The sequence below is a fragment of the Actinomadura syzygii genome (genome assembly GCF_008085905.1).
Taxonomy (GTDB): Bacteria; Actinomycetota; Actinomycetes; order Streptosporangiales; family Streptosporangiaceae; genus Spirillospora; species Spirillospora syzygii.
The window spans coordinates 287,148-313,689 of sequence record NZ_VSFF01000008.1; the positions used below are offsets into that span (position 1 = coordinate 287,148).

The window sequence follows — 26,542 nt, forward strand, 5'->3', positions numbered from 1 at the left end:
CTGAGGCCCGGTCTCGCCGCGAGGCGAGGCCGGGCCGCAGGGCGTCGTCAGCCCACCTTGTAGTCGGGGGTGATCTGGGCGCGGTAGAGGCCGGTCTCCGCGACGAGGCCGCCCTCGGCCGCCGCGTCCACCCTGGAGATGAACGTCTCGGTCGACGCGGGCGCGCCCGGGACGGTGAAGTCCATCGGCGCCATCAGCCCGCCCGTGTCCAGGCTTTTCAGCTTCCGGTAGGACGTGCGCAGCCCCTCGCGCGTGAGGTCCTTCTCGGCGCACGCCCGCTTGAGGGCCTCGCCGAGCACCTGCGCGGAGACGTAGCCGTAGTCGGCCAGCGCGTTCGCGGGCGCGTCCGGGTGCTTGGCCTTGAACGCGGCGGCCACCTCCTTCGGCCCCGGAGCGTCGGCGCCGTAGGGGGCGTAGGACGTCAGGACGGTCAGGTTCTTCTCCAGCGCGGCGCGGACGGGCGTGTCGAGCAGGGCCGGGTCGAAGCCGGGCGCCTGCGTCAGGATCGGGACGTCCATCCCGATCGAGCGGGTCACGCCCGCGACGGACGCGGTCTGCCGGGCGGACGCGCTGAGCAGGATCGCCTTCGCCCCCTCGGCCTTCATCTTGGTGACCTGGGCGGTGAGGTCCGCGTCGGTCGCCTTGATCTGCGCCCCCCTGATCGTCAGGCCGAGCCGTCCCGCCGCCCACGAACTGCCCCGGAAGGCGTTGGCACCGTACTCGCCCTCGAAGTAGATGTGGCCGATCGTGTCGCCCTTCGCGAGCAGCTTCCGCTTCGTCGTGACGTAGTCCAGGCCGTTGATCATGTCGATGTCATAGGTGCTGCCGAGCACCACGAGGTACTCGCTCGACAGCAGCGAGGACGCGAACGAGGACGGCACGGTCAGCAGCTTCTTCGCCCTGATCTCCGGCTCCAGCGCCGCCGTCATCGGCGAGCCGAGCAGGTGCGTGATGCCGAGCACCCGCGGCTCCAGCTCGCTGAAGGCGACGGTGGCCTTCTGGACGTCGTAGCCGTGGTCCTTGACCACCAGTTCCAGCTTGCGCCCGCAGATTCCGCCGGCCGCGTTGACCTTGTCGATGTAGAGCTGGTTGCCCTGGACCTGGGTGCGGCCGAGCGGACCGAAGACGGCGCCGGACAGGTCGCTGATCGCGCCCAGCTTGATCGTCTTCGCGGTGACGCCGGGGCCCGTCCGGACTCCGTCCCCGCCCGCGCCGTCCCCGCCCTCAGCGGCCTTGCCGCTGCAGCCTCCGACGAGCACCGCCAGGCAGAGCGCGCCGAGCGCGGTCCATCGTGATCGTGATGGCATTGGGTGTTCCCTTCCGAGCCTTCTGAGCTTTCCGAGCCTGCTGGGCCGAGCCGATGACGAAGGCGACGATCGCCGCGCCGTAGAGCATGCGGACGGCGGTGGCGGCGTCGACGCCGTCCTCGCCGGGCCGCGCGAGGAACCCGATGTCGTCGCCGTAGTGGGAGAGGACGAGCGGGAGCCCGGTGACGAAGGCCGCGCCGACCGCCGCGCCCCGGACGGAGCCGAGGCCGCCGATGACGACCATCGCGAGGTACTCGATGGACAGCACCAGCCCGAAGTAGTCGGGGACGATCCGCCGCGCGGTGAGCGCGATCAGGATCCCGGCGAGCCCGGCGTACATCGCGGAGAGGACGAACGCGCCCGCCCGGTACCGGCGGAGCGGCACGCCCATGCTCGCGGCGGCGATCGGGTTCTGCCGCATGAGGCGCATGGCCCGTCCGGGCCTGCCGCGGACGATCCGTCCGGCGACGACGTAGCCGGCCACGGCGCACGCGAGCGCCACGTACCAGAGGCGCTCCCTGGCCCCGAAGGGCACGCCCAGCAGGACGAGCTCCGGTTCGTCGCCGGTCAGCCGGAACCCGAACACCGACAGCTCGGGGACGGACCGTCCGTTGAACCCGCCCGTGACCGGACGCGCGTTGAACAGCACGTGCTGCCCGAGGAACACCAGCCCGAGCGAGGCGACGCCGAGGTAGAGGCCGTTGAGGCGTCCGGCGACCGGGCTGAACGCCAGCCCGGCGCCGCCCGCGAGCGCGACGGCGAGCAGCGCGGCGAGCGGCGTCGGCAGCCCGGCCCCGGCGAGCGTCGTCCCGGCGGACCCGGCGCCCGGCTCGCCCGCCAGGAAGGCGTAGCCGTACGCCCCGGCGGCGAGGAAGAAGGCGTGCGCGAGGGAGAGCTGCCCCGCCGTCCCGACCAGGACGGTGAGCCCGATCGCGCCGATGATCGCCGCCATCATGAACGCGCCGACCTGCAACCAGAAGGCGTCGAGGTAGAAGGGCATCGCGACCAGCACGCCGAGCGCCGCCACCGTCCCGACGGTCCGCATGACCCTAGACACGGACGGCCTCCTTGCTCCCGAACAGCCCGGACGGCCGCCACAGCAGGATGAGGATCATCAGCAGGTAGGGCGTGACGTCCCCCGCGCCCTGGCCGAGGAAGCCCAGCTCGTCGGCGTATCCGGCGACGAGCGTCTCGGTGACGCCGACCGCGATGCCGCCCGCCACCGCGCCCTCCGGCGAGTCCAGCCCGCCGATGATCACGGCCGGCACGGCGCGCAGCGCCAGCAGCCCGGTGTGCGGCTCGACCCCGGTGTTCGGGAACGCCACGAGGAACAGCCCGGCGAGGGTGGCGAGCGCGCCGCCGATCAGCCAGGACGCGGCGCGGACCCGCCGCAGCCTGATCCCCATGAGCGTCGCGACCTCGGGATCCGCCGCGGCGGAGCGCCAGGAGACGCCCCAGGTCGTGCGCTTGAACACGACGAACAGCAGCCCGATCACCAGCAGCGCGGACAGCAGGGCGGCGGTGCGCGAGTACGGGACGACGAGCCCGCCGACCCGCCAGACGCCGTCCGCCCACGGGTCCCCGGTCGGCATGACCCGCGACCCGATGCGGCGGGCCAGTTCGGTGGCGAGGAGCACGTCCGCGCCGATGGTGAGGATCGACAGCGTCATGTGCTCGCCGTGCGGGACGAGCCCCACCAGCCAGTACAGGACGAGCCCGCCGAGCGCGCCCGCCCCGAGCCCGATCCCGAGCGCGGGCCAGAAGCCCGTGTGCGGGGAGAGCGCCGCGACGACGTAGGCGCCGAGCAGCAGCAGGGAGCCCTGCGCGAAGTTCACCACCCGCGTGCCCTTGAAGATCACCGCGAAGCCCACCGCGATGAGCGCGTAGATGGATCCGAGCGAGACGCCGATGGCGAGCAGCTCGATCAGCCGGCTCATGAGTGCGCTCCCAGGTAGGCGCGGAGGACCTCCGGGTGCTCCCGGACGTGCGCGGGCGGCCCGTCGGCGATGACGCGGCCGAAGTCCAGGACCGTGATCCGGTCGGCCAGGCCCATGACGAGCGGCATGTCGTGCTCCACGAGCACCACCGCCACGCCGAGCACCGCGCGGGTCTCCCGGATCAGGGCGACGGTCGTCGCCTTCTCGTGGTGGGTCATCCCGGCGACGGGCTCGTCCAGCAGCAGCACCCGCGGCTCCGCCGCGAGCGCGCGGGCGAACTCGACCCGCTTGCGGCCGCCGTAGGACAGTTCGGCGACGGGCGTGCGCAGCACGGCGTCCAGCCCGGTGAACGCGGCGATCTCGGTGACCCGCGCGCGGTGCCGGTCCTCCTCGCGGCGGACGCGGCGCAGCCCGAGCCCGGTGGACACGAACCCGGCGCGGGTGAGGTGGTGCCGGGCGACCATCAGGTTGTCGAGGACGGTGTCCGCGCCGCCGAGCGCGATGTTCTGGAACGCGCGGGCGACGCCGAGCCGGGCGATCGCGTGCGGCGGGAGCCCGGTCAGCTCCCGGTCGCCGAGGCGGACGGAGCCGCCGACCGGGTACACGCCGCAGATCGCGTTGAAGCACGAGCTCTTGCCCGCGCCGTTCGGCCCGATCACGGCGTGGACGGTGCCGGGCTCGACGTCGAAGGACACCGAGTCGAGGGCACGCACGCCGCCGAAGCGCAGGGAGACGTCCCGCAGGCTGAGCTTCATGGGACCCACACGCTCAGCGAGCGTCCGCCGCCGGCCACCGCCAGCTCCGGGCCGCGCGGGTCGCCGAGGTAGCGGGCCCGCACCTCCTCGGACGCCTCCAGCGTCGCGGCGGGCCCTTCGAGCGCCACCGTCCCGGCCTCGACGACGTAGGCGTGGTCGGCGATCGACAGGGCCATGGAGGCGTTCTGCTCGACGAGGAGGACGGCCGTCCCCTGGTCGCGGATCTCGGAGACGACACGTCCGATGTGGGCGACCATCTTCGGGGCGAGGCCGAGCGACGGCTCGTCCAGCAGGAGCATGTCCGGCTCCGACATCAGGCCGCGGCCGATGGCGAGCATCTGCTGCTCGCCGCCCGACATGAGGCCCGCGCGCTGGGCGCGGCGCTCGGCCAGCACCGGGAACAGCGCGTAGACGCGCTCGTACGCCTGGGCGCGGACCGAGCGCGACCCCGCGCGCATCGCTCCGGCCCGCAGATTCTCCTCCACGGTCATGCCCGCGAAGACCCGCCTGCCCTCCGGGACCTGGACGACGCCCGAGGCGACGATCGCGGCCGGGTCCCGACTGGTGATCGTCTCGCCGCGGAAGGCGATCCGGCCCGTCTCGACCCTGCCGCCGTGGTGGTCGAGCACACCGGAGACCGCCCGCATGAGCGTCGTCTTCCCGGCGCCGTTGCTGCCCAGCACCGCCACCACGGCGGCGGCCGGGCACGCCAGCGTGCATTTGTCGAGGGCGGTCATGTGCGGGCCGTACCGCACGGTCAGGTCTGTGACTTCCAACATCTGGACGGGCCCTCCTCTCGGGAGCGCGTGGCTGTCATGCACGACGACTGTGAACTGGGCGAAGGGGAAAGAGAAAGCGGTCGTGCCGCTATGTGGCACGCTCCGAAAAATGGCAAAAAGGGAAGTGCGACTAAGGAATCGGCGCTAAGGCAGTCGCGGGGCGCTCGCGGCGGCGGCCGACAGCGCGCGGGCGGCCTGGTGCGCCACCCGGCGCAGCGCGGGCGCGATCCGCGCCGGGTCGAACCGGTGGTCGGCGACGGCGACCGACAGCGCCGCGACCGGACGCCGTCCCGGCCCCATGATGGGCGTCGCCACGCAGCTCAGGCCGAGGACGGTCTCCTGGCGGTCGAAGGCGATCCCGTGCTCCCTGACGCGCCGCAGCTCCCGCCGCAGCGTCTCGGCGTCGCGGATCGTGTAGGGGGTGTGTGCGGCCAGCGCGCCGCCCGCGGCGACCTCGGCCGCGTCGTGGTCGAACGCCAACAGCGCCTTCCCGACGCCCGTCGAGTACGCGGGACGGCGGCAGCCGATCTCGGACGGCACGCGCGCCGACCGGTGCCCGTGCAGCTTGTAGACGTACATGACCTCGGCGCGGTGCAGCACGGCCAGATGGACGGTCTCGTGCGTCATGTCGTAAAGGTCGACCAGGTACGGCAGGAGCCGTTCGCGGAGCAGCCCGGGGGCCGGTCCGTAGACGCGGGTGCCGATGTCGAAGAGCCGCGCGCTGAGGCGGTAGCCGCCGTCCACTCGCTCGACCAGTCCGTTGCGCTCCAGGATGCCGAGCAGGCGGAAGGTCGTGGACTTGGTCAGCCGGGTCTGCCGGGCGAGTTCGCTCACCCCGATCTCGGTGTCATGCTCGGCGATCGACTTCAGCAGGACGACGGCCTTGTCGACCGCCGTCCGCCGATCCTCGCACGCCTCCCGCGCGGCGGCGGTGACCAGGGACAGGAAGGGTTCCCCGCCCGCCGTCGCGTGGTCCGCCGCTCCGGTTCCGCCGCCGTCCCAGGTGACGCTTTCACTCAGGGGTCCGCCCGCCATCAGCGATCACTTCCGTCAGGGGTGGGCCCGGCCCGGTCAGCCCGCGGACGGACGCGCGTCGGGCGCGGCGGCCGGATGGCGGCGCAGCGCGATCCGGTCGATCTTGTTCGCCGGGGTGCGCGGGATCACCGGGAGGGCGATGATCCGCAGCGGGCGCTTGTAGCCGGTGAGGTGCCGGGCGCAGTGCTCGGCCAGCTCGTCCGGGTCGGGCGGCGCGCCGCCCGGCGCGGCCGACACGAACGAGACGGGACGCTCGCCCTTGCGCTCGTCGGGGACGCCGATGGTGGCGGCCTCGTCCACGGCGGGGTGCGTCAGCAGGACGTCGTCGATCTCGCGCGGGTAGACGTTGAAGCCGCCGACGATGATCATGTCCTTCTTGCGGTCGACGATGTGCAGGTAGCCGTCGTCGTCGAACCGTCCCATGTCGCCGGTGTGGAACCAGCCTTCGGTGAGCGCCTCGATCGGCTCGCCGTCCAGGCCGAGGTAATGGTGCAGCATGTGCGGGGCCCGGACGCGGATCTCGCCGGTCTGCCCGGCCGGCAGCGGGGCGAGCCGGATCGGGTCGACGACCTGGACCCGGACGCCCGGGGTCGGGGTCCCGACCGAGCCGGGGCGCGGCGGCTGCTCGGGCGGGTTGCACGCGATCGGCGCCAGCTCGGTCATCCCGTAAGCCTCGTAGATCGGCCGGCCGGTCGCCGCCTGCCAGCGGTTCTGCAGGTCGGCGGGGATCGCCGAGCCGCCGCCCTGGCAGAGCCGCAGCGCCGACAGGTCGGCCTCCGCCAGCGCCGGAGCGGACAGGACGCCGCCGTAGATGGCCGCCGGACCGCCGCTGAACACCGTCACCCGGTGCCGCTCCAACTCCTGGACGACGGTCGCCGGAACGAACCGGGGCACCATGACGAGGCCGCACCGTCCGTACACCGCGTGCAGGAAGCCGATCGCGAGGCCCCAGATGTGGAACATGGGCGCCACGTTGAGCCAGATCTCCTCGTCCAGCCGCGTGGGCCAGCACGTCTCGGCGCCCTGGACGGTCCGCAGCAGCGCCGCGTGGGTGTACTCGACGCCTTTGGGCAGGCCCGTGGTGCCGCCGGTGAACAGCAGCGCGGCCATGTCGCCGGGGGCGGGGGAGCGGAGCGCCCCGGCGGCGGGGGCGTCCGGGCGCAGGTCGGCGTTGGTGACCGGGAGGACCGTCAGCCGGAGTTCGGCGGCGGCCGCCTCCGGCCCGGACGTCGCCGCCTCCGCGTCGGTGAGCACGACCACGGGTGCGGATCCCCGCAGCAGGGGGCTCAGCTCGGCCGGGGTGTAGCCGGGGTTGAGGCAGGCGACACGTCCGCCCGCGACCCACACCGCGAAGATCGCCACGGCCATCCGCGGCGAGTTGGGCATGGCGATCGCGACCGTCCGGCCGCGTGCGCCCGCCGCCGCGAGCCGTGCGGCGAGGGCGTCCACGGCGCGGCCGTACTGGGCGTAGGTCAGCGTCTGGGCGTCGCACGTGATCGCCGTCCGCTCGGGGGCGTGCGCGACCGCGTCGTGCAGGGCCTCGACGAGCGTGGCGATCCGGCGGCCTTCCGCCGTGGGCCGGGCGTCACCTGGGACGGTCTCGTCCAGAGCAGGCATGGGGTTCTCCTCTCACCCGCGGTGGATTTTTTCTATCGTTCAATCGATCGAACGTCAATACCCGCATATGCGCAGGTTAGCCGCAGGGGTCGGAGGAGAGCGGGGATCGGGCGCGGCGCCGCCCCTGCCGCTCTCCGCGGGTTGGCGGGCCGGGCGGACGGCTGGTAGCTTCCAATTATTCAATTGGTCAATCGATCGAATGGAGGATGCGGTGAGCGACGGTCTCCGGGGCGTGCGCGGGCCCCGCCGGGTCGTGGTCGTCGGCGGCGGGCTCGCCGGGCACACCGCCGCCGCGACGCTGCGCGCCGAGGGCTACGACGGCGGCCTCACCGTCCTCGGCGCGGAGCCGCACCCGCCCTACGACCGGCCGCCGCTGTCAAAGGAACTGCTGGCCGGGACCGTCGACGACACCACGCTCAAAGACGACCTTGACGCCGACCTCCGCCTGCGTTGCCGCGCCCTTAGCCTGCGTCCCGGCACGGTCGAGAGCACCGAGGGCGTCCACCCTTACGACGCCGTCATCCTCGCGACCGGGTCGTCGCCCATCGGCCTGGGCGGGACGTCCCGCGCCGTCCACGCGCTGCGCACGGTCGGGGACGCCCGGCGGCTGCGCGCGGCGCTGCGCGACGCGGCCTCGGTCGCGATCGTGGGCGCGGGATGGATCGGCAGCGAGGTGGCCACCCGCGCCGCCGCCCTCGACCGGAAGGTCACCGTCATCGACGCCGCGCCCACCCCGCTCGCGCGGGCGCTTCCCGGAGCGGTCGGTGGGCATCTCGTCCCCTGGTACGCCGAGCAGGGCATCGACCTGCGCCTGAACACGCCCGTCACCGGCCTGGACGACCGCGGCGTCTCCCTCGCGGGCGGCGGCCGAGTGGACGCCGACATCGTCGTGGCGGGCATCGGCGCCCGGCCGGACACCGGCTGGCTGCGGGGGAGCGGCGTCCCCCTCGCCCCTGACGGCGCCGTCGACGCGGACGCGGCACTGCGCACCGGACCGGGAGCCGTCTACGCGGCGGGCGACATCGTCCGCTGGCCGTCGCGCCTCTTCGGCGGACGCATACGGGTCGAGCACTGGGACCATGCCGCGGCATCCGCCCAGACAGCCGCCCGCAACGTCCTCGGCCATGTCGAGCCGTATGACCCGGTGCCCTACTTCTGGTCCGACCAGCTCGGGCACCGCCTCCAGTACGTCGGCCACCACGACGGCGCGGAGCGGCTCGTCCTGCGCGGACATCCGTCCGACTCGTGGACGGCGCTGTGGTTCGACGGCCGCCGCCTGCGCGCGGCGCTCGCCGTGGACAACCCGCGCGACGTCCGGGAGGCCCGCCGCCTCATCGCCGACCGCGTCCCGCTCTCCGCCGAGCGCGCCGCCGACCCGGCCGTCCGTCTGACGGACGCCGCCGACTAATTCCTTGGACAACCCCCGCCGCGCCCGGCACAGTGGCCGACCGTGACGAGCAGTGAACCGTGGTCCCGCGCGACCGCTGAGCGCTACGACGCCGAAGAGACCGAGATGTCCTCGGCCGCCGTTCTCGAACCGACCCTGTCCTTCCTCGCCGAACTCGCCGGTGACGGCCGGGCGCTGGAATTCGCCATCGGAACCGGACGTGTGGGCGTCCCGCTCCGTGAACGCGGCGTGCCCGTGGCGGGCATCGAACTGTCCGAGCACATGGCGGCCGTTCTGCGAAAGAAGGTCGACGAGGAGACGCTTCCCGTCGCCATCGGGGACATGGCCACGACCGTCGTCCCCGGCGAGTTCGCCCTCGTCTACCTCGTCTACAACACGATCTCGAATCTGCTCACGCAGGACGAGCAGGTCGAATGCTTCCGCAACGCGGCGCGCCATCTGTCGCCCGGCGGCCGGTTCGTCATCGAGCTGGGGGTGCCGCCATTGCGCTTCCTGCCACGGGGCCAGGAGGCGGTGCCGTTCGACGTCTCCGACCAGCATGTCGGCCTCGACACCTTCGACCTGGTCGAGCAGATACTCGTCTCGCACCATTTCATCCGCGACGGCGAGGACGGCCGCTACCGACGCGACAACTCCCGGCACCGGTACGCCTGGCCCGCGGAACTCGACCTGATGGCACGGATCGCGGGCCTCGAACTGGAGCGGCGCGTCGCGGGCTGGGACGGAGCGCCATTCACCGCTGACTCCACCAAACACATCTCCGTGTGGCGCAAGCCGTCCTGAGAACGCCGGGGGCTGTGCGGTTCGGTCAGTGCGGCGCTGGTCGCAGAAGATGCTCCGGGATGCGGTCCACGGCGACGGCGATCGCTTCAGCGGCGGTGGCGACCTGGATCAAAGCCGGGCCGTTCCACCATTCCCTGATGGTGTAATCGCCCTCGCCGCGAGGTGAGTCGATCGAGACGAAGCTCGGCGTGCCGAAGGGCAGATCCGGAGCGGCGGCGAAACCGAGCGCCCAATGACTGGTGTAGGGGTAGAGCCGCCGAAGGCTCGGTTCGGCGTACGCCGCTTCGATGAGCGCCTGGTATTCGGGCCAGTCGGCGGCCCCGGCGTCCTTGAGCATCCATCGCCATTCCGACTCGATGACGTCGGCGGGGTCGTCGTCGGGCACCTCGAAACGTCCGGTCAGGACGTCGAAGGGCGCGGCCCGATCGACCTCGTCGAGACCGGCGCCCTCGGCCCAGCCCAGCGCGACCCCGGGCAACTGGCGCAGGTCCGTCGTCGTCCCGCTGATCAGGATGCCGTTGTTCGCCGAGCCCCAGACATGCCATTTGCGCTCGAAATGCCAGGCCGTCACGATCAGGTCCGCACGGTGCGCGAGGACGCTGGCGACGGTGGCATGCCGCAGCGGATCGGACGGAGTCTCCACCATCGTCAGCGAGACGCCCTGATCAGCGGACGCGGCTCGGAGCGCCGCGGCCAGGCTGCCCAGCGCGGCGACCTCCGGATACAGGACGGCTGGATCTGGTTCGTGGCTCATGGCCCTCCGATCCCGGCGTGACGGGGCAGATGTCCCTTTTAACAGATGCGGACCGCTGCGGTCAGTCCGTGGTGGTGTCCTCTGGAGCCATTCGGGCCAGGGACGCGAGTGTCCCTAGTGCGGACGACAGGGTCTCCATCGCGGGAGAGGCGAGCGCGAGCCGGACGGCGTGGGGGGCGTGGCCCGTGCCGACCGTGAAGGCGGCGGCGGGTGAGACGGCGATGCCCCGGCGGGCGGCGGCCGCGACGAACGTCTCGGCGCGCCACGGTTCGGGCAGCCGCCACCAGCAGTGGTAGGCGTGCGGGTCCGCCTCGATCGCGAACCCGGCGAGGCGCTCGCGCATGAGCGCCTGCCGCGCCGCCGCGTCCCGGCACTTGGCGCGCTGGACGGTCTCGACGGTGCCGTCGGCCAGCAGGCGTGTCGCGGCGTCGAGCGCGAACCGCCCGGCGGACCACCCGCCGGACCGCAGCGCGGCGGCGACCCGCCCCGTCAGGCGCGCCGGCGTGACCGCGAACCCCGTGGTCAGACCCGGCGCGAGTCGCTTGGACAGGCTGTCCACCACGACGACGTGATCGGGCGCCAGGTCGGCGAGCGGCGGGAGGTCCTCGCGGAGGAAGGCGTAGATGGCGTCCTCGACGGCGTACAGGTCGAGTTCACGGAGCAGGTCGGCCAGCTCCGCCCGCCGCCGGGCGGGCATCGTGCCGCCAAGTGGGTTGTGCAGCGTCGGCTGCAGGTACACGGCGCGCAGCGGTCCGCTGGACCGGATCGCCTCCGGCGTCACCCCGTCCTCGTCCATCGCCAGCGGGACGAGCGTGACGCCCAGACGAGCGGCGATGCCCTTCACGACCGGATAGGTCAGCGCCTCCACGCCCAGGCGTTCGCTTGGCGGCACCAAGGCGGCGACCGACGCGGCGATCGCCTGCCGCCCGTTGCCCGCGAACAGCACGCGCCCCGGGTCGGGGGCCCAGCCCGCGCGGGACAGCAGCCGCGCGGCGGCCTCCCGATCCGGAGCGGTTCCCGCCGCGCCGACCGGGCGGAGCGCCGACTCCAGGACGTCGGGCCGCAGCATCCCGCCGAGGCTCGCCGCGACCAGCGCGGGCTGCTCCGGGAGGACGGAGAAGTTCAGCTCCAGATCGACCAGGGCGTCGGCGGGCTCGGCGAGGGCGGGCTCGGCGGGCGGACGCCCGGCGCGGACGAACGTGCCCCGGCCCACCTCGCCCACGGCCAGCCCCCGCCGGATCAGCTCGCCGTAGACCCGCGCGGCCGTCGAACCGGCGATGCCGTGCTGCCGGGCGAACCGCCGCTGCGGCGGCAACCGGTCCCCGGCGCGGAGGCGGCCGCCGGCGATCTGCGCGGCCAGCGCGTCGGCGATCTTCCGGTAGTCGTCCATGGCACTCCACAATATTGCACCGAGAACAATTCCACTATTGCATCGAGGTATTGCTCTCAATAGCATCGAACCGGCAACGCGGGAAGAGGATGAGGAGCGCGTATTCATGAGCACGCTTTCCGTCGATGGGGTCACCATCGCGTACGACGACGAGGGAAGCGCCGCCGCGTCCGTGCTGGTGCTGGTGCACGGCCATCCGTTCGACCGGTCGATGTGGCGGCCGCAGGTGGAGCGCTTCGCCGCGGACGGCTGGCGAGTGATCGTCCCGGATCTGCGCGGCTACGGCGAGACGACGGTCGTACCGGGGAAGACCCCGCTGGAGACCTTCGCCCGCGACATCATCGGATTGCTCAACCGGCTCGACGTGGAGAGCTTCGTCCTCGGTGGGCTTTCCATGGGCGGGCAGATCGTCATGGAGATCCACCGGCAGGTCCCGCACCGGATCCGCGGGCTGGTGCTCGCCGACACCGCGCCATGGGCGGAGACGGAGGACGGTCGGCGGTCGCGAAACGCCCTCGCTGACCGGCTGCTCGACGAGGGCATCCGGCCCTACGCCGAGGAGGTCCTGCCGAAGATGGTGGCCCCGTCCACCATCGAACGACTGCCCGCGGTCGCGGAGCACGTGCTCGGCATGATGCTCGGCACGTCACCGGAAGGCGCGGCCGCCGCGCTGCGCGGGCGGGCGGAACGTCCCGACTACGTCGAGTCGCTGGAAGACGCCGCCGCGCCGGTCCTCATCGTCGTCGGCGGCGAGGACGAGTACACGCCGGTCGAGGACGCGCGGCGGATGCACGACCTCATCCCGAATTCCGCACTGGTCGTGATCGACGGGGCTGGCCACATGCCCAACCTGGAGAGTCCGGACGAGTTCAACGCCGCCCTGCGCGCGTTCCTGGACGTCGTTTCCGAAGGGGAGTGAACGGGATGACGACGACCGTGTTCGTGACAGGGGCGAGCTCCGGTTTCGGCGCCGCGATCACCCGCCGTTTCGCCGCCGACGGCGCCCGCGTCGTGGCCGCGGCCCGAAGAGGGGACCGGCTCGCGCGACTGGCCGAGGAATGGGACGGCGCGGTGCACCCCCTCGTCCTCGACGTCCGCGACGGCGCGGCCGTGGCGGACGCGGTGTCCGGGCTGCCGCCGGAGTTCGCCGACATCGACGTCCTGGTGAACAACGCCGGTCTGGCCAAGGGCCTAGGACCCGCCCACCTTGCCGATCTGGCCGACTGGGACGAAATGCTCGACACCAATTGCAGGGGCCTCGTCCATTGCACGCGCGCGATCCTGCCGACCCTGGTGGCGAAGAAGCGAGGCCATGTGATCAACCTCGGGTCGGTGGCGGGCACGTACCCGTATCCCGGCGGGAACGTCTACGGCGCCACCAAGGCGTTCGTGCGGCAGTTCAGCCTCAACCTCCGCAGCGACCTGCACGGCACCGGCGTCCGCGTCACCTGCGTCGAACCCGGCATGGGCGGGTCGACGGAATTCTCCACGGTTCGATTCCACGGAGACCGGGAAAAGGCGGCCGACGTCTACGCGGGAATGCGGCCCATCGAGCCCGAGGACATCGCGGAGTCGGTGCATTGGGCGGTGTCCCAGCCCGCCCACGTCAACGTCAACACGATCGAACTGATGCCCGTCGCCCAGAGTTTCGGCCCTTTCGCCGTCCACCGCACCTGAGATTCACCCAGCGGACGGCAACTGGGCGGCGAGTCCGTCGAGCAGGTAGCGGAGCCCGGTGGTGAAACTGCCGTCCCAGTCGTCGTCGTAGAGGTAGCCGCAGGCGGCCAGGGTCGGATACCGGTCGCCGTCGGCCCGCAACCGCTCCTGCCCGACGCGGCGTTCCTCGTCGGTGATGTGCAGGGCCGCCTCGGACGCGGTCGAACCCATCACGTGGTTGTAGAGCGCCCAGGTCGCCGCCGACAGCCCCTTCCCGGTGAACCCGGCGCGGACCAGGGTCGCTTGCAGGAACTCCATCCAGGCCAGGAAGTTGGGGCCGATCGTCGGCCGCCGCCGCGCCGGAACGGCGGCCGCCCAGGGATGGCGCAGCAGCGCCGCCCGCCACGCCGTCAGGACGGCGGAGACGTCCTCGCGCCAGCCGTCCGCGCTCCCCGCCTTGGGCGGCGGCTCGCTGAAGATCGCGTCGACGGCCAGGTCGAGCACGTCGTCCTTGGTGTCGACATGCCAGTACAGCGACGGCGCGGCCACCGAGAGGCGCTCGGCGAGACGGCGCATGGTGAGGCGGTCGATCCCCTCCTCGTCCAGGAGCGCCACGGCGGCCTCGACGATGCGGTCGAGCCTCAGCGGCGGCTCGCCCCGGGACGTCCGGCGGGGCCGCAGCCAGACGCTCCGGAGCCCCGGTTCGGCCCGGGGTTCCTTGCGCCGGTCGCGTTCACGCTCCGCCGCCTTGTCCATCGCACCTCGCTCATTTCTGGCCGTCCTGACCGGCGGACCCAGTGTAGTACCGTGTTCGATCGCACCTAACGTTGTTAGGGAACATCGAACACTGGTAGACAGGAGTGCGGCGATGGAAGACAAACCAGCCCCCGACCTGCGGCGACGGCGGTGGTGGACGCTGCTCGCCGTGAGTGCGGCCCAGCTCCTCGTCGTCCTGGACGGGACGATCGTGAACATCGCGCTGCCGTCCGCGCAGGACGCGCTCGGCATGTCCGACACGAGCAGGCAGTGGGCGATCACCGCCTACGCCCTGGCCTTCGGCGGACTGCTGCTGATCGGCGGCAGGATCAGCGGCGCGCTCGGCCACCGGCGCACGTTCGTCGCGGGCCTGGTCGGGTTCGCCGCCGCGTCCGCCCTCGGCGGGGCGGCCGTCGACGCCGGGACGCTGTTCGGCGCGCGGGCGCTGCAGGGCGCGTTCGCCGCCGCCCTCGCCCCCGCCGGGCTGTCGCTGCTGACCACCACGTTCACCGACGACCGCGAACGCGGCCGGGCGTTCGGCGTGTTCGCCGCGGTCGGCGCCGCCGGATCGGCGGTCGGCCTGGTCGCGGGCGGGCTCCTGACCGAGTACGCGAGCTGGCGGTGGTGCCTGTACGTCAACGTCCCGATGGCGCTGCTCGCCGTCCTCGGCGCGACGCTCGTCCCACGGGACCGGCCGGGCCACGGACGCGGCGGGCTCGACGTCCCCGGCGCGCTCCTCAGCACCGCCGGGTTCGCCGCGCTCGTCTACGCGTTCAGCGAGGCCGCGCCGCACGGCTGGAGTTCGGTCAGGGTGCTGTCGGCGCTGGTGGCCGGTGTCGTGCTGCTGGCCGCGTTCACCGCCGTGGAGATCCGGTCGTCCCACCCGCTGCTGCCGATGCGCGTCCTCGCCCATCGGGCCCGCGCGGGCGCGTTCGCCTCGATCACGCTGCTGTTCGTCGCGATGTTCGGCTTCTACCTGTTCATGAGCTACTACACGCAGACGGTCCTGGGCTACTCGCCGGTCGAGGCGGGGCTGACGCTCATCGTCAACGCCGTCGCCGCGCTGCTCGGCTCCATGCTCATCGCCGGGAGACTGCACGGACGTGTCGCGCCCGCGCTCCTGATCGTCCCGGGCCTGGTCGTCGCCGCCGTCGGGATGCTCGTCCTGACCCGGCTGACCGCGCACAGCGCCCACGTCCTGCCGCTGTACCTGGTGCCGTCACTGGTCCTCACCGGGCTCGGGCTCGGCTGCGTCCTGCCCCCGACCGCCGGGCTGGCCACGGCGGGCATGCGGGGGCACGACATCGGCGCCGCGTCGGCGGCCTACAACGCGGCCCAGCAACTCGGCGCCGCGCTCGGCACGGCGCTGCTCAACACGGTCGCGGCCAGCGTCACCGCGTCCTACCTGGCCGGACGCGCCGGACGCACCCCGGACGAGGCCGTCGTGCACGGCTACACAGTCGCGCTGACCGTCGCCTCCGCGATCCTGCTGGCCGCCGCGTGCATCGCCGCCCCGCTCACGAAGAACCGTCCAGCCAACGAACGAGAGAAGCAGCCCACACTGGACGACGACCCCGCGTCCGTCCACTAGCTCCGTCAGGGCCGGTTGGCCCAGTCGCGCAGGGCCGCGTCGGCGACGTCGGCGAGGTTGACCACGAGGTTCTCAGGTGTCCGCGCGGTCATCCAGGTCAGCGGCTTGTTGCGGTCGAGGTTGCACTCGACGTGCGGCATGTACGGCGGGACGAAGACCCAGTCGCCCTCCTCCATGTCGATGTAGTCCTCGTACTTGGCGCCGAAGTAGATGCGGGCGCGGCCCAGCAGAACGTACCCGCCGGTCTCGGCCTCGCCGTGGTGGTGGGGCACCGACCGGTAGCCGGGGTCGTTGCTGACCTTGCCGAACCAGATGCGGGTGGCCGGGGTGTGCTGCGGGCTCACCCCGGCCACCCGGGTCGCGCCGTCGGACTGGCCGGTCAGCGCGGACTCCAGCCCTCCCCGGGTGACGACGGGGACGACCAGGCCGCTGTCGTCGGCGTGCATCGAGGTGTCGCCTTCGAGCCGGTGGCCGAGGTCCTGCTGGGACGGTTGCATGGTCAACTCCTTGACTGAGGATGGACGGCGGGCGTGGACGGCGGTTCACGGCCGCCAGCGGGCGTGCCGGGTCGCGGTCGCCCCGTCCCGGATGAGCTGGAGGCGGGGCTTCGGGCCGTCGGTCCGGCCGGTCTGCGGCCTGCGCCGACCGGCCCGCCAGGGCAGCGGCCAGGCGGCGCCGTCGCCGGTGTAGTCCTGGTCGGCGGCGGCGTGCAGGGTCCAGTTGGGGTCGTAGAGGTGGACGCGGCCGAGCGCGCACAGGTCGGCGCGGCCCGCGAGGAGCAGGGAGTTGACGTCGTCGTAGGAGGAGATGACGCCGACGGCGATGGTGGGGACTCCGGCCTGGTTGCGGATCCGGTCGGCGAACGGCGTCTGGTAGGAGCGTCCGAACGCCGGACGTTCGTGCGGCGCGACCTGGCCGGTGGAGACGTCGATGGCGGCGGCGCCCGCCGCGGCGAAGGCCCGCGCGACGTGCACGGCGTCGTCGCCGGTGACGCCGTCGTCGATCCAGTCGGTGGCCGAGATGCGGACGGTCAGCGGCTTGTGCGCGGGCCAGACCTCGCGGATCGCGGCGAAGACCTCCAGCGGGTAGCGCAGCCGTCCGTCCAGGGAGCCGCCGTAGGCGTCGGTCCGGTGGTTGGTGACGGGGGAGATGAACGACGACAGCAGGTAGCCGTGGGCGCAGTGCAGTTCCAGCAGGTCGAACCTGGCCTCGTCGGCGCGGCGGGCGGCGTCGGCGAACTGCCGGGTGATCCCGGCCATCTCTTCGGCGCCGAGCTCGCGCGGCACCTGGTTGACGCCTTCGGCGTACGGGATGGGCGAGGGAGCGACCACGTCCCAGTTGCCGTCGTCCAGCGGCTGGTCGATGCCTTCCCACATGAGGCGGGTGGAGCCCTTCCGGCCGGAGTGGCCGAGTTGCAGACCGATCTTCGCCTGGCTCTCGGCGTGGACGAAGTCGGTGATCTGCCGCCACTTGGCCGCCTGGGCGTCGGTCCAGATCCCCGCGCATCCGGGGGTGATCCGGCCGGTGTCGGAGACGCACACCATCTCGGTCATGACCAGGCCCGCGCCGCCGAGGGCCTTCCCGCCCAGGTGGACGAGGTGGAAGTCGGTCGGCATCCCCTCGACGGCCTTGTACATGTCCATCGCCGACACCACGACCCGGTTGGCCAGGTGCAGGTCACCCAGCCGGAAGGGGCGGAACATCGGCGGCACCGCGAAGACGTCCCCGGGATTGTCCTGGTAGTCGGCGAACCAGGCGTCGACGGAGGCGACGAACTCCGGGTCGCGCAGGCGGAGGTTGTCGTAGGTGATGCGGCGGCTGCGGGTCAGGATGTTGAACGCGAACTGCTCGGCGTCCTGGCCGGTGTACTGGTCGAGGTTCTCGAACCACTCCAGGCTGGCCTGCGCGGCGCGCTGGGTGGACTGGACGACCGGCTTGCGCTCCGCCTCGTACGCCTCCAGCGCGGCGCCGACGCCCTCGTGTTCATGCAGGCAGGCGGCCAGGGCGAGCGCGTCCTCCATGGCGAGCTTGGTGCCCGAGCCGATGGAGAAGTGCGCGGTGTGGGCGGCGTCGCCGAGGATGACGATGTTCTCGTGCCGCCAGGACGCGTTGCGGACGGTGGTGAAGCTGGTCCACCTGCTGTTGTTGGCGAGGACCTCGCCTCCGTCCAGCGCTTCGGCGAACAGCTCCCGGATCTTCGCGATGGACTTGTCGTCGGATTCGCCGGGGGCGAAGTCGCGGGCGGCGAAGGCGTCGAAGCCCGCCGCCCGCCACACGTCCTCGTGCATCTCGGCGATGAACGTGCTGCCGTGGGAGTCGAAGGGGTAGGCGTGCCCCTGCATCACGCCGTACGGGGTCTCCAGGATGAAGAACTTGAACGCCTCGAAGACCTTGTCGGTGCCCAGCCACATGTACTTGCAGGCGCGCTGCTCCAGGTCGGGCCGGAAGGAGTCGGCGTAGGCGGCGCGGACCGCGGAGTTCAGCCCGTCTGAGGCGACCACCAGGTCGTGCGTGGCGGCCAGCCCCGCGACGTCGGGAGCCTCGGCGCGGAAGTGGACCGCCACGCCCAGTTCCCGGCACCGGGTCTGGAGGATCTCCAGCAGCCGCCTGCGGCTCATCGCGGCGAAGCCGTGCCCGCCGCTGGTCAGGACCCGCCCGCGGTGGTGGATGTCGATGTCGTCCCACCGGGCGAACTCCGCGCACATCAGCCGGTAGATCCCGGGGTCGGCGTGCTCGATGCCGCCGAGCGTCTCGTCGGAGAAGACCACGCCGAATCCGAAGGTGTCGTCGGCGGCGTTGCGCTCCCACACGGTGATCTCATGGGCGGGCCCGAGCTGCTTGGCGAGCGCGGCGAAGTACAGGCCGCCGGGCCCGCCTCCGATGACCGCTATGCGCACGATGCCTCCTGAAGAGCGTTGACGGGCTCAAAGTATCGCGTGAATCAAACGACCGTCAACGAAGCGAAATATCACTGCGGGGTCTTGAGGCGCTCGTCGGGGATCACGGCGACGCCGAGGATCTCGATCAGCGCCTCGGGCTGCCAGAGGGCGGTGCAGCCGATGCCCGCCATCGCCGGGAAGACCGGCCCGGCGAGCTCGCGCCAGACGGCGCCGATCTCCTTGCCGTGCGCCTGGTAGTCCGGAATGTCGGTCAGGTAGATCGTGATGCTCACCAGGTCGGCGGGCTCGCCGCCGGCCTCCCGCAGCGTCGCGAGCACGTTGCCGAACGCCTGCCGGAACTGCTCGACGATGCCGCCCTCGACGATGCGCATGTCCTTGTCAAGGGCGGTCTGCCCGCCCAGGTGGAGCGTGTTGCCGTGCAGGGTGCCGTGCGAGTAGCCGCGGGGCTCGGGCAGGGTCACGGGGTTGACGGGCTGGGGCTTCATGGCCGCTCCTCGCGCTCCGGGTCGTGTCGGTCAGAGGTTGTATTGATATTCTCTGACGATCGTGAAGGATACGATACATGCACCGCGTCGAGCATCGCGTCGAGGAGCCTCGACCCGAACAGGAGGCACCCGTGGAGCCCACCCCCACCTCGGAGATCGTCACCGCGGCCCTCACCCTCGTCCCGGCCGAGGCCGGGCACGGCGACGTCGCCTACCTCGCCACCACGCAGGACTGCCCGTGGCCGAAGGCGTACGGCGGCGACCTCGTCGCCCAGGCCGCGGTCGCGGCGATCCGGTCGGCGGGCGACGACCGGACCCTGCACTCGATGCACAGCTACTTCATGCGGCCCGCCGAGATCGGCGGCGAAGTCCGCTACGAGGTCGAGAGGCTCCGGGACGGACGCGGTTTCTCCACACGGCAGGTCCGCGCCTACTCCGGCGGCAGGCTCGCCTACGTCGCGCTCGCCTCCTTCCACACCGGCGAGGACGGCGGCGGGCACGAGGCGCCGATGCCGGACGGTCTGCCCGGCCCCGACGCCCTCCCGTCCAGCGCCGACTACCTCCAGCCCTGCGAACCGGGCACGGAGCGGGCGGGCGACATGACCAAGGAGTCCAAGGCGTACTGGTCGGGCGGCCGCAGTTTCGACATGCGGCACGTGCCCGGTCCGGTCTACCTGGCCGTCGAGGGCGGCGCGACCCCGCACCAGGCGATCTGGATCAAGCCGTTCGACGCGCTGCGGCCCGTCCCGGGCCTGACCGACGAGCAGCGCGACCTGGCGGCCCTGTCCTACGTGTGCGACTACACGATCCTGGAGCCGGTCCTGCGGCTGCTCGGCCTTCCCTGGGCCACCCCCGGCCTGGTCACCGCGAGCCTCGACCACGCGATGTGGTTCCACCGTCCCGCCCCGATGGACGGCTGGCTGCTCTACGCTCAGGAGGCCGGGGCGGCCGGATCCGGCCGAGGCTTGGGCGTCGGACGCTTCTTCACGGCCGACGGCCGCCACCTGGCGACCGTCGCCCAGGAGGGCGTGATCCGCCCCCGCTGACAGTTCCCAGCGTCCTGGGTACCTTCGTCGTGAAGGAGGCACCCATGGTGCGGAGCGAGAGCGTTCCTCCTGCGACGGGCTTCGACGCCGTCGTCATCGGCAGCGGCATCAACGCCCTGGTCGCCGCCGCCCGGCTCGCGCGCGGCGGCTGGCGGGTAGCGGTGTGCGAGCGCGAGGACCGGCCCGGCGGCGCCATCCACACCAGCCGGGAGGTCTTCCCCGGCTACACCGTGGAGCTGCTGTCGAGCTGGCACCCCCTGTTCGTCGGAGGCCCCGCCTACGCCGACCTCGCCGACGAACTCGCCCGGCGCGGCGTCGTCTACCGCAACACCACCCGGCCCACCGGCGTCGCGTGCCGCGACGGGGCGGCCGCCCTGTCGACCGACCCGGACGCCCTCACCGCCGCCCTCGCCGATCTCGGCGACGCCGAGAACTGGGCGGCGATGATGACCGAGTTCGGCGGCAAGATCGACCTGGCGTTCGGCGTGCTCGGCGCCGACTTCTGGCGGCCCGGCGCGCTGCGGCTCCTGTGGCGGGCGCTGCGCCGCCTCGGCCGCCGCGGCCTGGTCGCGTCCGGCGCGGAGGTCCTCGAACCCTCCCGGCCCTGGCTGGAGCGGACGTTCTCCTCTCCCGTCACCCGCGCCCTGCTCGCTCCCTGGGCCCTGCACGGCGGCCTCGGCCCGGACGACGCGACCTCGGCGTTCATCACCAAGGTCATCGCAGCGGCGGTCGCCACCGGCGGCATGCCCGTCCCCGAGGGCGGCGGCGTCCGCCTCGTCGACGCGCTGGTCGGCATCGTCACCGACGCGGGCGGTGAACTCCTCACCGGCGCCGACGTCGCCCGGATCGTCGTGGGACAGGGCCGCGCCAGAGGCGTCCGGCTCGCCGACGGACGTCTGCTGCCCGCGCGACGCGCCGTCCTCGCCTCGGTCACCCCGCACGTCCTCTACGAACGGCTCCTGGCGGACGGTGCTCCCGCCGATCGTCTCAAGGCGGCGCGGGCCTTCCGGCACGGCCGCTCCGCCATGCAGATCCATCTGGCCCTGGCCGAGCCGGCCCGCTGGAGTGACCCGTCCCTGAACGATGTCGCCCTCGTCCACGTCCTCGACGACCTGGACTCGCTGTCGGCGTCCGTGAACGCCGCCTGGCGCGGGGTGCTCCCCGAACGGCCGACCGTCGCCGTCGGGCAGCCCGCCACCGTCGACCCCGGACGCGTCCCCGAGGGCAAGGGCCTGCTCTGGCTCCAGCTCCAGGAACTGCCCCGCCAGGTCCGCGGCGACGCGGCGGGCGCCATCGACCCCGGCGACGGAGCCTGGACGCCGCGGCTCCGCGACGCCTACGCCGACAGGATCATCGACGTCCTCCGGCCCCACATCACCAACCTGGACTCGGCCCTCACCGACCGTCTGGTGCTCGGCCCCGTCGAGCTGGAGGAGATGAACGTCAACCTGGTCGGCGGCGATCCCTACGGCGGCGATTGCCGGATCGACCAGTACGCGCTGTGGCGGCCCCTGTCGTCGGGCACCGGCCACGCGACCGGCGTCCGGGGCCTGTGGCACATCGGCGCGTCCACCCACCCCGGCCCCGGTCTCGGCGGCGGCTCCGGCTTCCTCGTCACCGAACGACTCCTCCACCCACGATCCAGCCGCCACTAGCCAGGCGCAGCCCCCGGGCGGGGGCTGCGCGGTGGAGTCAGCGGGACACCAGGGCCAGCACGCGGCAGGGGCTGCCCGAGCCGTCGACGATCGGCAGCGGCGCGGCGATGACGATCGCTCCGGTGGTCGGAAGCCGGTCGACGTTGCGGAGCTGGGTGAGGCCGTACTTGCCCGCGCCCAGCAGGAACCGGTGGCAGGGGAACGCCGGGTCGAACCCGTGGGCGGCTCCGGCGTCGGTGCCGACGGTCTCCACGCCGATGCCGAGGACGGCCGATTCCGCCACGTAGCGGGCGGCTTCGGCGGTGAGGCCGGGAGTGTGCGGGCCCGTCTCGTCGGCGTTGGCGAAGGCGGCGGGGTCCTCGCCGCGTGCGGACCACCCGGTCCGGAAGATCAGCCAGGCGCCCTCGGGGAGCGCGCCGTGCTCCTCCTCCCACTCGGTGATGTCGGCGACGTCCAGCAGGTAGTCGGCGTCGGAGTCGGCCTCGGCGGTCTTGTCGATGACGGCGGCGGGCCCGATCAGGCGGCCGACCGGGACCTGGGAGACGTCGTCGAGGTCCTTGCCGGTGACCCAGTGGTTGGGCGCGTCGAAGTGGGTGCCGGTGTGCTCGCCGGTGCGGAAGTTGTTCCAGTACCAGGCCGGTCCGCGGTCGTCGTAGCGGCTGATCTCCTCCAGCTCGAAGGTCGCGGTCTGGCCGAACTGCGGCGGCAGGCCGAGGATCGGGGTGGCGGCGTGCAGCGGCGAGGTGAGGTCGAGGACCTCGACGGAGCCGTCGGCCAGGGCGGCGGCGAAGGCGCTGAGATCGGTCATGGAAGGTTCCTTGTTCTGTGAGGGCCGGTCAGGGGGTGAGGGACGAGGGGCGGTCGGCCGGGAGGGCGGCGAGGGCCGCGCGGAGCGCCGCGCCGTCCTCGTCCGCGAGCGCGGCCGCGCGCAGCCGGGCGAGGCCGGCGGCGGCCCGCGGGTCGCCGGAGAGGGTGCGGGCGGCGTCGATGAGCAGGGCGAAGCTCTCGCTGCCGTGGGCGTGGGTCTGACCGTAGCCTTTCAGCACACCCTGGCATTCGACGATCTCGCAGGCCAGCCCGTAGTCGTCGGACGCCGTGGCCACGACCAGGTCGAGCCAGGCGTCGATCGCCTGCTGCTCGCGGCCGAACCGCAGCGAGCGGGGCCGGAGCGGCCTCATGCGCGCCATGACCCACAGCATGCTGAACCCGAAGGCCCCGGTGGTGTTGACGACCATCCCGTCGCGGGTCGTCCTGGCGACGACCCGGCCGAAGGTCCTGGACGCGGCGAGACGGCGTCCGAGCCGGGTGGGGAGGGTGTCGGTGATCTCGTCGATCCGCGGGTGAAGGTACTCGCGGACCTGCATCAGCTGCCCCGGCTCGGCATGGGCTTCCTCGCGGATGCCGGTGATGCGCCGCCGCCGGATCTTCTGCAGGGCGACGTGGACGGTGTCCTGGTAGCACATCCACAGTGCCACGTGCCGGGCCGCCTCGGCGGTGAGCCGCGCGGACCCGTCGCCGTCGACCTCGGCGATCCGGGCGAGGCGCTCCAGGTAGCGGTCGGTGTAGGCGGTGTCCTGGTAGACGGCTGTCCGGACGATGCCGCGCACCAGCATGGACCGGGCCGGTGCCGGGAAGCCGGAGACCTTCGCGGCGTGCCCGCGCAGGGCGGGGCCGACCAGGCGCGCCGGGTCGGTGGCCGCGAGTTCCCGGTGCCGCGCCTCCTCGGCTTCCGCGGCCTCCTCGGCGGGGTCGCGGGGCGGGCGGCGTCCGATCGTCACCGGCACCGGGCCGCGTCCCGCGGGCCTGGCGGGAGCGGGGACCGGAGCCGGGGCCCGCGCGGCGTCGTGGCCGAGGGCGAACGCGGCCAGCGAGGCGTCCACGGCCTTGCCGGAGCGGCGGACGGCGGCCTCGAAGTCGTCCCGGCCGAACGGCAGCGCCTTCGACCCGGCCAGTGCCCCGAGCAGCGAGGCGCTGATGACGCTGCCCGCCCTGGTCGCGAGCTCCATGAAGTCGGCGCCGACGAACCGCTTCGCCCCGGCGCGGGCGGCGGTCAGGAGTTCGTCGCCGGACGCCCGTCCGTCGCCGGGCGCGATCCGCTCGGTGATGGCGTAGACCCGGTTGGTGGACGCGATCAGCGTCGTCCGGTCGGGAGTGGCGAACCCGCGCTGGACCGCCCGTCCCGCCTCCATCAGCTCCGAGGCGATCACGATGTCGACCTCGCCGGGCGTGGGGAACAGGCCGAGGACCGGCTCCCGCCGGACCGCGCCCGCCGCGGCGTCGGCGGGCGGGGCGTCGGCGGGCGGGGCGTCGGCGGGCGGATACAACTCCACGTAGTAGACGGTGGCGCCGGTGCGCTGGGCGACACCGGCGACCGAGGTGCTCTGCGCGGTGTACCCGGCGGCCTCGCCGACGGACACGACCCAGTCCGCCAGGACGCCGCCGCCCTCGCCGCCCATCGCCAGGATCGCGATCGTGATGGGGCGCCGTCCGTCCTGCCACGTTCCCATCAGGCCGCCTCGAACTTCGCCGCGCGCCGCTCGACCGGCCGGGTGAGGAGCCGGATCCACGCGCCGCGCGCCTTCGCCACCGCCCGGTCCCGCCGGGTCTCGTTGACGACCACGTCCGTCCGGTAGAAGGACGGGCACAGGGCGGCGGCGTGGGCGTTGGTGCCGCACACCCCGCACCCGACGCAACCGTCGATCACGGTGGCGACCGGGTCGGTGCGCATCGGGTCGGGGTTCGCCTTGATCGTCAGGGACGGGCAGCCCGACACCCGGATGCAGGCGTGGTCGCCGGTGCAGGTGTCGGCGTCCACCCCGAACCGCTGCCGGACGACCCGCCTCCCCTCCTTGATCTTCCGATCGGTCTCGGGCCGGACGCGGCGCTGCCGGTTCAACTGGCACTCGGACTGCGCGACGATGACCTTCGGACCACGGTCCTTCGAGGTGAGCGCCTCGACGAACAGCTTCTTCAGCGCGCCGACGTTGTAGGTGTCCGTGACCGTCCTGACCCACTGTACGCCGACGCCGCGCACCGCCCGTTCGATCGGATGCCTGGTGGAGCGGATCGGGTTGTCGGCCGTGGAGGACAGGAGGTCCTGTCCGCCGGTCGCGGCGCTGTAGGCGTTGTCCACCACGAGCAGCACCTGGTCGGTTTCGTTGAACACCGCGTTGCCGACGCCGCTGGTGAGCCCGTTGTGCCAGAAGCCGCCGTCGCCCATCACCGCGATGGTGGCGCGGTCGGCCTCGGCGGAGTTCAGCGCGGCGGCGCCCGCGGACCCGAGCCCGTAGCCCATCGTGGTGGCGCCGAGATTGAACGGCTCGTTGATCGAGAACAGGTGGCAGCCGATGTCGGCGCTGATGTGGTGCTGCTTCCCGGTCTCGCGCTCTGCCAGTTTGAGCGCGCTGAAGATCGGACGCTCGGGGCAGCCGGTGCACAGGCCCGGCGGTCGGGCGTGCACGGACTTGGGCTCGACCCTGGGCGCGAACGGGCTGCCCGGGTCGTCGTCGGGCAGCAGCAGCGCGGGCGCGCCTCCGACGGAGTCGGGCAGGTAGCGGGTGAGGAACCGCGACAACCCGCGGGTGACGGCGGTGGTGGTGTACTCGCCGCCGACCGGCAGCATGTCCTTGCCGTGCAGCGCGGTCGGCACGTCCGCGCGGCGCAGGATCGCGTGCAGGTTCTGCTCGATGTAGTCGGGCTGGCCTTCCTCGACCATCAGCACGGCGCGCTTGCCGCGGCAGAAGTCCAGGATCTCGCTCTCGATGACCGGGTAGGTCACGTTCATGACGTACAGCGGGACGTCGGTGTCGCCGAACGCGTCCGAGCAGCCCAGCAGTTCCAGGCCCCGGTTGAGGGTGTTGTAGAGGCCGCCCTGGACGATGATCCCCACGTCGGCGGCGTCGGCGGCGAACACCTCGTTCAACCCGCGCTCGCGGACGAACTCGACGGCGGCGGGCAGCCGGGCGTTGATCTTCTCCTGCTCGTGCAGGAAGCTCGCGGGCGGCAGCACGATCCGGCTGAGGTCCCGCCTGGGGTTCTCGATCGCGTCCTTGATCGTGGTGGCCGGGCGCACGTTGTCCTTGGCCGTGAACGAGCCGGTCAGGTGGCACGAGCGCAGCCGGAGTTGGAGCATCACCGGGGTGTTGCTGGCCTCCGACAGCTCGAAGCCGGTCTCGACGGCGTCCACGATGGCGGCGATGTTCGGCCGCGGGTCGAGCAGCCACATCTGCGACTTCATCGCGAAGGCGTGCGAGCGCTCCTGCATGATGCTGGAGCCCTCGCCGTAGTCCTCGCCGAGGATCACCAGCGCCCCGCCGGTCACCCCGCCGCTCGCGAGGTTCGCCAGGCCGTCCGAGGCCACGTTCAGGCCGACCGTCGACTTGAAGGTGATCGCCCCGCGCAAGGGATAGTGGACGGACGCCGCCAGCATCGCCGCGGCCGTCGCCTCCGAGGCGCTGTTCTCGAAGTAGACGTCCAGTTCTTGGAGGATCTCCCGAGCGTCGCCCAGGACGTCCATCAGGTGGGAGATCGGGGCTCCCTGGTAGCCGCCGACGTAGGCGACGCCGGACTGGAGCAGGGCCTTGGTGACGGCGAGGATCCCCTCCACGTGCAGGGTCGTCCCGGCCCCGTGGCGCAGTTGCCGGACCTCGTGGGCAAAGGATCGCTCGGCCATACCGGCTCCTCCTCGT

Annotated in this window: 23 protein-coding genes; 7 read left to right on the forward strand and 16 right to left on the reverse strand. The window is 72.6% G+C overall.

The window, feature by feature from the left end:
- Positions 1-47: 47 nt before the first annotated feature.
- From FXF65_RS21795 to FXF65_RS21825, 7 genes are all read right to left on the reverse strand, one after another.
- Positions 48-1,307, reverse strand: coding sequence for an ABC transporter substrate-binding protein (locus FXF65_RS21795; RefSeq protein ID WP_148351837.1), 1,260 nt, complete (start codon positions 1,305-1,307; stop codon positions 48-50).
- On the reverse strand, positions 1,225-2,364 hold the full coding sequence (locus tag FXF65_RS21800) for a branched-chain amino acid ABC transporter permease (RefSeq protein WP_246198994.1): 1,140 nt from the start codon (positions 2,362-2,364) through the stop codon (positions 1,225-1,227). Before FXF65_RS21800 ends, FXF65_RS21795 begins: the two co-directional genes overlap by 83 nt.
- The gene (locus tag FXF65_RS21805) at positions 2,357-3,244 is read right to left on the reverse strand and encodes a branched-chain amino acid ABC transporter permease (protein WP_148351838.1); all 888 of its coding nucleotides are present in this window, start codon (positions 3,242-3,244) and stop codon (positions 2,357-2,359) included. The genes FXF65_RS21800 and FXF65_RS21805 overlap by 8 nt, the downstream gene beginning before the upstream one ends.
- Entirely contained in the window at positions 3,241-3,999 is a 759-nt protein-coding gene (locus FXF65_RS21810; protein WP_148351839.1) for an ABC transporter ATP-binding protein, read from the reverse strand. Before FXF65_RS21810 ends, FXF65_RS21805 begins: the two co-directional genes overlap by 4 nt.
- The gene (locus tag FXF65_RS21815) at positions 3,996-4,778 is read right to left on the reverse strand and encodes an ABC transporter ATP-binding protein (protein ID WP_148351840.1); all 783 of its coding nucleotides are present in this window, start codon (positions 4,776-4,778) and stop codon (positions 3,996-3,998) included. Before FXF65_RS21815 ends, FXF65_RS21810 begins: the two co-directional genes overlap by 4 nt.
- Before the next feature lie 144 nt (positions 4,779-4,922).
- The gene (locus FXF65_RS21820; protein ID WP_148351841.1) at positions 4,923-5,813 is read right to left on the reverse strand and encodes an IclR family transcriptional regulator; all 891 of its coding nucleotides are present in this window, start codon (positions 5,811-5,813) and stop codon (positions 4,923-4,925) included.
- Between the two features lie 36 nt (positions 5,814-5,849).
- Positions 5,850-7,430 (reverse strand): class I adenylate-forming enzyme family protein, encoded by a 1,581-nt coding sequence (locus FXF65_RS21825; protein WP_148351842.1) that lies wholly within the window; start codon positions 7,428-7,430, stop codon positions 5,850-5,852.
- Between the two features lie 211 nt (positions 7,431-7,641).
- Here FXF65_RS21825 and FXF65_RS21830 point away from each other — a divergent pair, with 211 nt between their 5' ends.
- On the forward strand, positions 7,642-8,838 hold the full coding sequence (locus FXF65_RS21830) for an NAD(P)/FAD-dependent oxidoreductase (RefSeq protein WP_246198995.1): 1,197 nt from the start codon (positions 7,642-7,644) through the stop codon (positions 8,836-8,838).
- A gap of 105 nt (positions 8,839-8,943) precedes the next feature.
- Positions 8,944-9,621 carry a class I SAM-dependent DNA methyltransferase gene (locus FXF65_RS21835; RefSeq protein ID WP_222868692.1) on the forward strand — a complete coding sequence of 226 codons (678 nt, stop codon included), beginning with the start codon at positions 8,944-8,946 and terminating at the stop codon, positions 9,619-9,621.
- A gap of 25 nt (positions 9,622-9,646) precedes the next feature.
- Here FXF65_RS21835 and FXF65_RS21840 read toward each other — a convergent pair whose 3' ends face one another.
- Together FXF65_RS21840 and FXF65_RS21845 are read right to left on the reverse strand one after the other, a co-directional pair.
- A complete protein-coding gene (locus tag FXF65_RS21840; RefSeq protein WP_148351845.1) occupies positions 9,647-10,375 on the reverse strand; it encodes a DUF6193 family natural product biosynthesis protein in 729 nt (242 codons plus the stop codon).
- 61 nt (positions 10,376-10,436) lie between these two features.
- A complete protein-coding gene (locus tag FXF65_RS21845) occupies positions 10,437-11,765 on the reverse strand; it encodes an aminotransferase-like domain-containing protein (RefSeq protein ID WP_148351846.1) in 1,329 nt (442 codons plus the stop codon).
- Between the two features lie 106 nt (positions 11,766-11,871).
- On the opposite strand from FXF65_RS21845, the gene FXF65_RS21850 reads away from it, so the two are divergent.
- Both FXF65_RS21850 and FXF65_RS21855 read left to right on the forward strand, forming a co-directional pair.
- The gene (locus tag FXF65_RS21850) at positions 11,872-12,684 is read left to right on the forward strand and encodes an alpha/beta fold hydrolase (protein ID WP_148351847.1); all 813 of its coding nucleotides are present in this window, start codon (positions 11,872-11,874) and stop codon (positions 12,682-12,684) included.
- Between the two features lie 5 nt (positions 12,685-12,689).
- Complete coding sequence (locus tag FXF65_RS21855) at positions 12,690-13,442, forward strand: SDR family oxidoreductase (protein WP_148351848.1); 753 nt, start codon at positions 12,690-12,692, stop codon at positions 13,440-13,442.
- 3 nt (positions 13,443-13,445) lie between these two features.
- Here FXF65_RS21855 and FXF65_RS21860 read toward each other — a convergent pair whose 3' ends face one another.
- Positions 13,446-14,177, reverse strand: a complete 732-nt coding sequence (locus FXF65_RS21860) for a TetR/AcrR family transcriptional regulator C-terminal domain-containing protein (protein ID WP_148351849.1) — start codon at positions 14,175-14,177, stop codon at positions 13,446-13,448.
- 112 nt (positions 14,178-14,289) lie between these two features.
- On the opposite strand from FXF65_RS21860, the gene FXF65_RS21865 reads away from it, so the two are divergent.
- On the forward strand, positions 14,290-15,768 hold the full coding sequence (locus FXF65_RS21865) for an MFS transporter (RefSeq protein WP_148351850.1): 1,479 nt from the start codon (positions 14,290-14,292) through the stop codon (positions 15,766-15,768).
- A 5-nt stretch (positions 15,769-15,773) separates the two neighbouring features.
- On the opposite strand, the gene FXF65_RS21870 is transcribed toward FXF65_RS21865, so the two are convergent.
- The 3 genes from FXF65_RS21870 to FXF65_RS21880 all read right to left on the reverse strand — a co-directional run bounded on the left by FXF65_RS21870 (position 15,774) and on the right by FXF65_RS21880 (position 19,153).
- A complete protein-coding gene (locus FXF65_RS21870; RefSeq protein ID WP_148351851.1) occupies positions 15,774-16,265 on the reverse strand; it encodes a cupin domain-containing protein in 492 nt (163 codons plus the stop codon).
- Positions 16,266-16,310: 45 nt separating this feature from the next.
- A complete protein-coding gene (locus FXF65_RS21875; RefSeq protein WP_148351852.1) occupies positions 16,311-18,665 on the reverse strand; it encodes a bifunctional salicylyl-CoA 5-hydroxylase/oxidoreductase in 2,355 nt (784 codons plus the stop codon).
- Positions 18,666-18,736: 71 nt separating this feature from the next.
- Positions 18,737-19,153, reverse strand: a complete 417-nt coding sequence (locus tag FXF65_RS21880; protein WP_148351853.1) for a RidA family protein — start codon at positions 19,151-19,153, stop codon at positions 18,737-18,739.
- Between the two features lie 131 nt (positions 19,154-19,284).
- Between FXF65_RS21880 and FXF65_RS21885 the strand changes: the two genes are divergently transcribed.
- On the forward strand, positions 19,285-20,199 hold the full coding sequence (locus tag FXF65_RS21885) for an acyl-CoA thioesterase (protein ID WP_222868669.1): 915 nt from the start codon (positions 19,285-19,287) through the stop codon (positions 20,197-20,199).
- 44 nt (positions 20,200-20,243) lie between these two features.
- A complete protein-coding gene (locus tag FXF65_RS21890) occupies positions 20,244-21,854 on the forward strand; it encodes a phytoene desaturase family protein (RefSeq protein ID WP_148351855.1) in 1,611 nt (536 codons plus the stop codon).
- Positions 21,855-21,891: 37 nt separating this feature from the next.
- On the opposite strand, the gene FXF65_RS21895 is transcribed toward FXF65_RS21890, so the two are convergent.
- Genes FXF65_RS21895 through FXF65_RS21905 form a run of 3 tightly spaced genes read right to left on the reverse strand, consistent with a single transcriptional unit; the run spans position 21,892 to position 26,526 of the window.
- Positions 21,892-22,662, reverse strand: a complete 771-nt coding sequence (locus FXF65_RS21895) for a cyclase family protein (RefSeq protein WP_148351856.1) — start codon at positions 22,660-22,662, stop codon at positions 21,892-21,894.
- Between the two features lie 28 nt (positions 22,663-22,690).
- The gene (locus FXF65_RS21900) at positions 22,691-24,361 is read right to left on the reverse strand and encodes an indolepyruvate oxidoreductase subunit beta family protein (RefSeq protein WP_148351857.1); all 1,671 of its coding nucleotides are present in this window, start codon (positions 24,359-24,361) and stop codon (positions 22,691-22,693) included.
- On the reverse strand, positions 24,361-26,526 hold the full coding sequence (locus tag FXF65_RS21905) for a thiamine pyrophosphate-dependent enzyme (RefSeq protein WP_148351858.1): 2,166 nt from the start codon (positions 26,524-26,526) through the stop codon (positions 24,361-24,363). The genes FXF65_RS21900 and FXF65_RS21905 overlap by 1 nt, the downstream gene beginning before the upstream one ends.
- Positions 26,527-26,542: the final 16 nt, after the last annotated feature.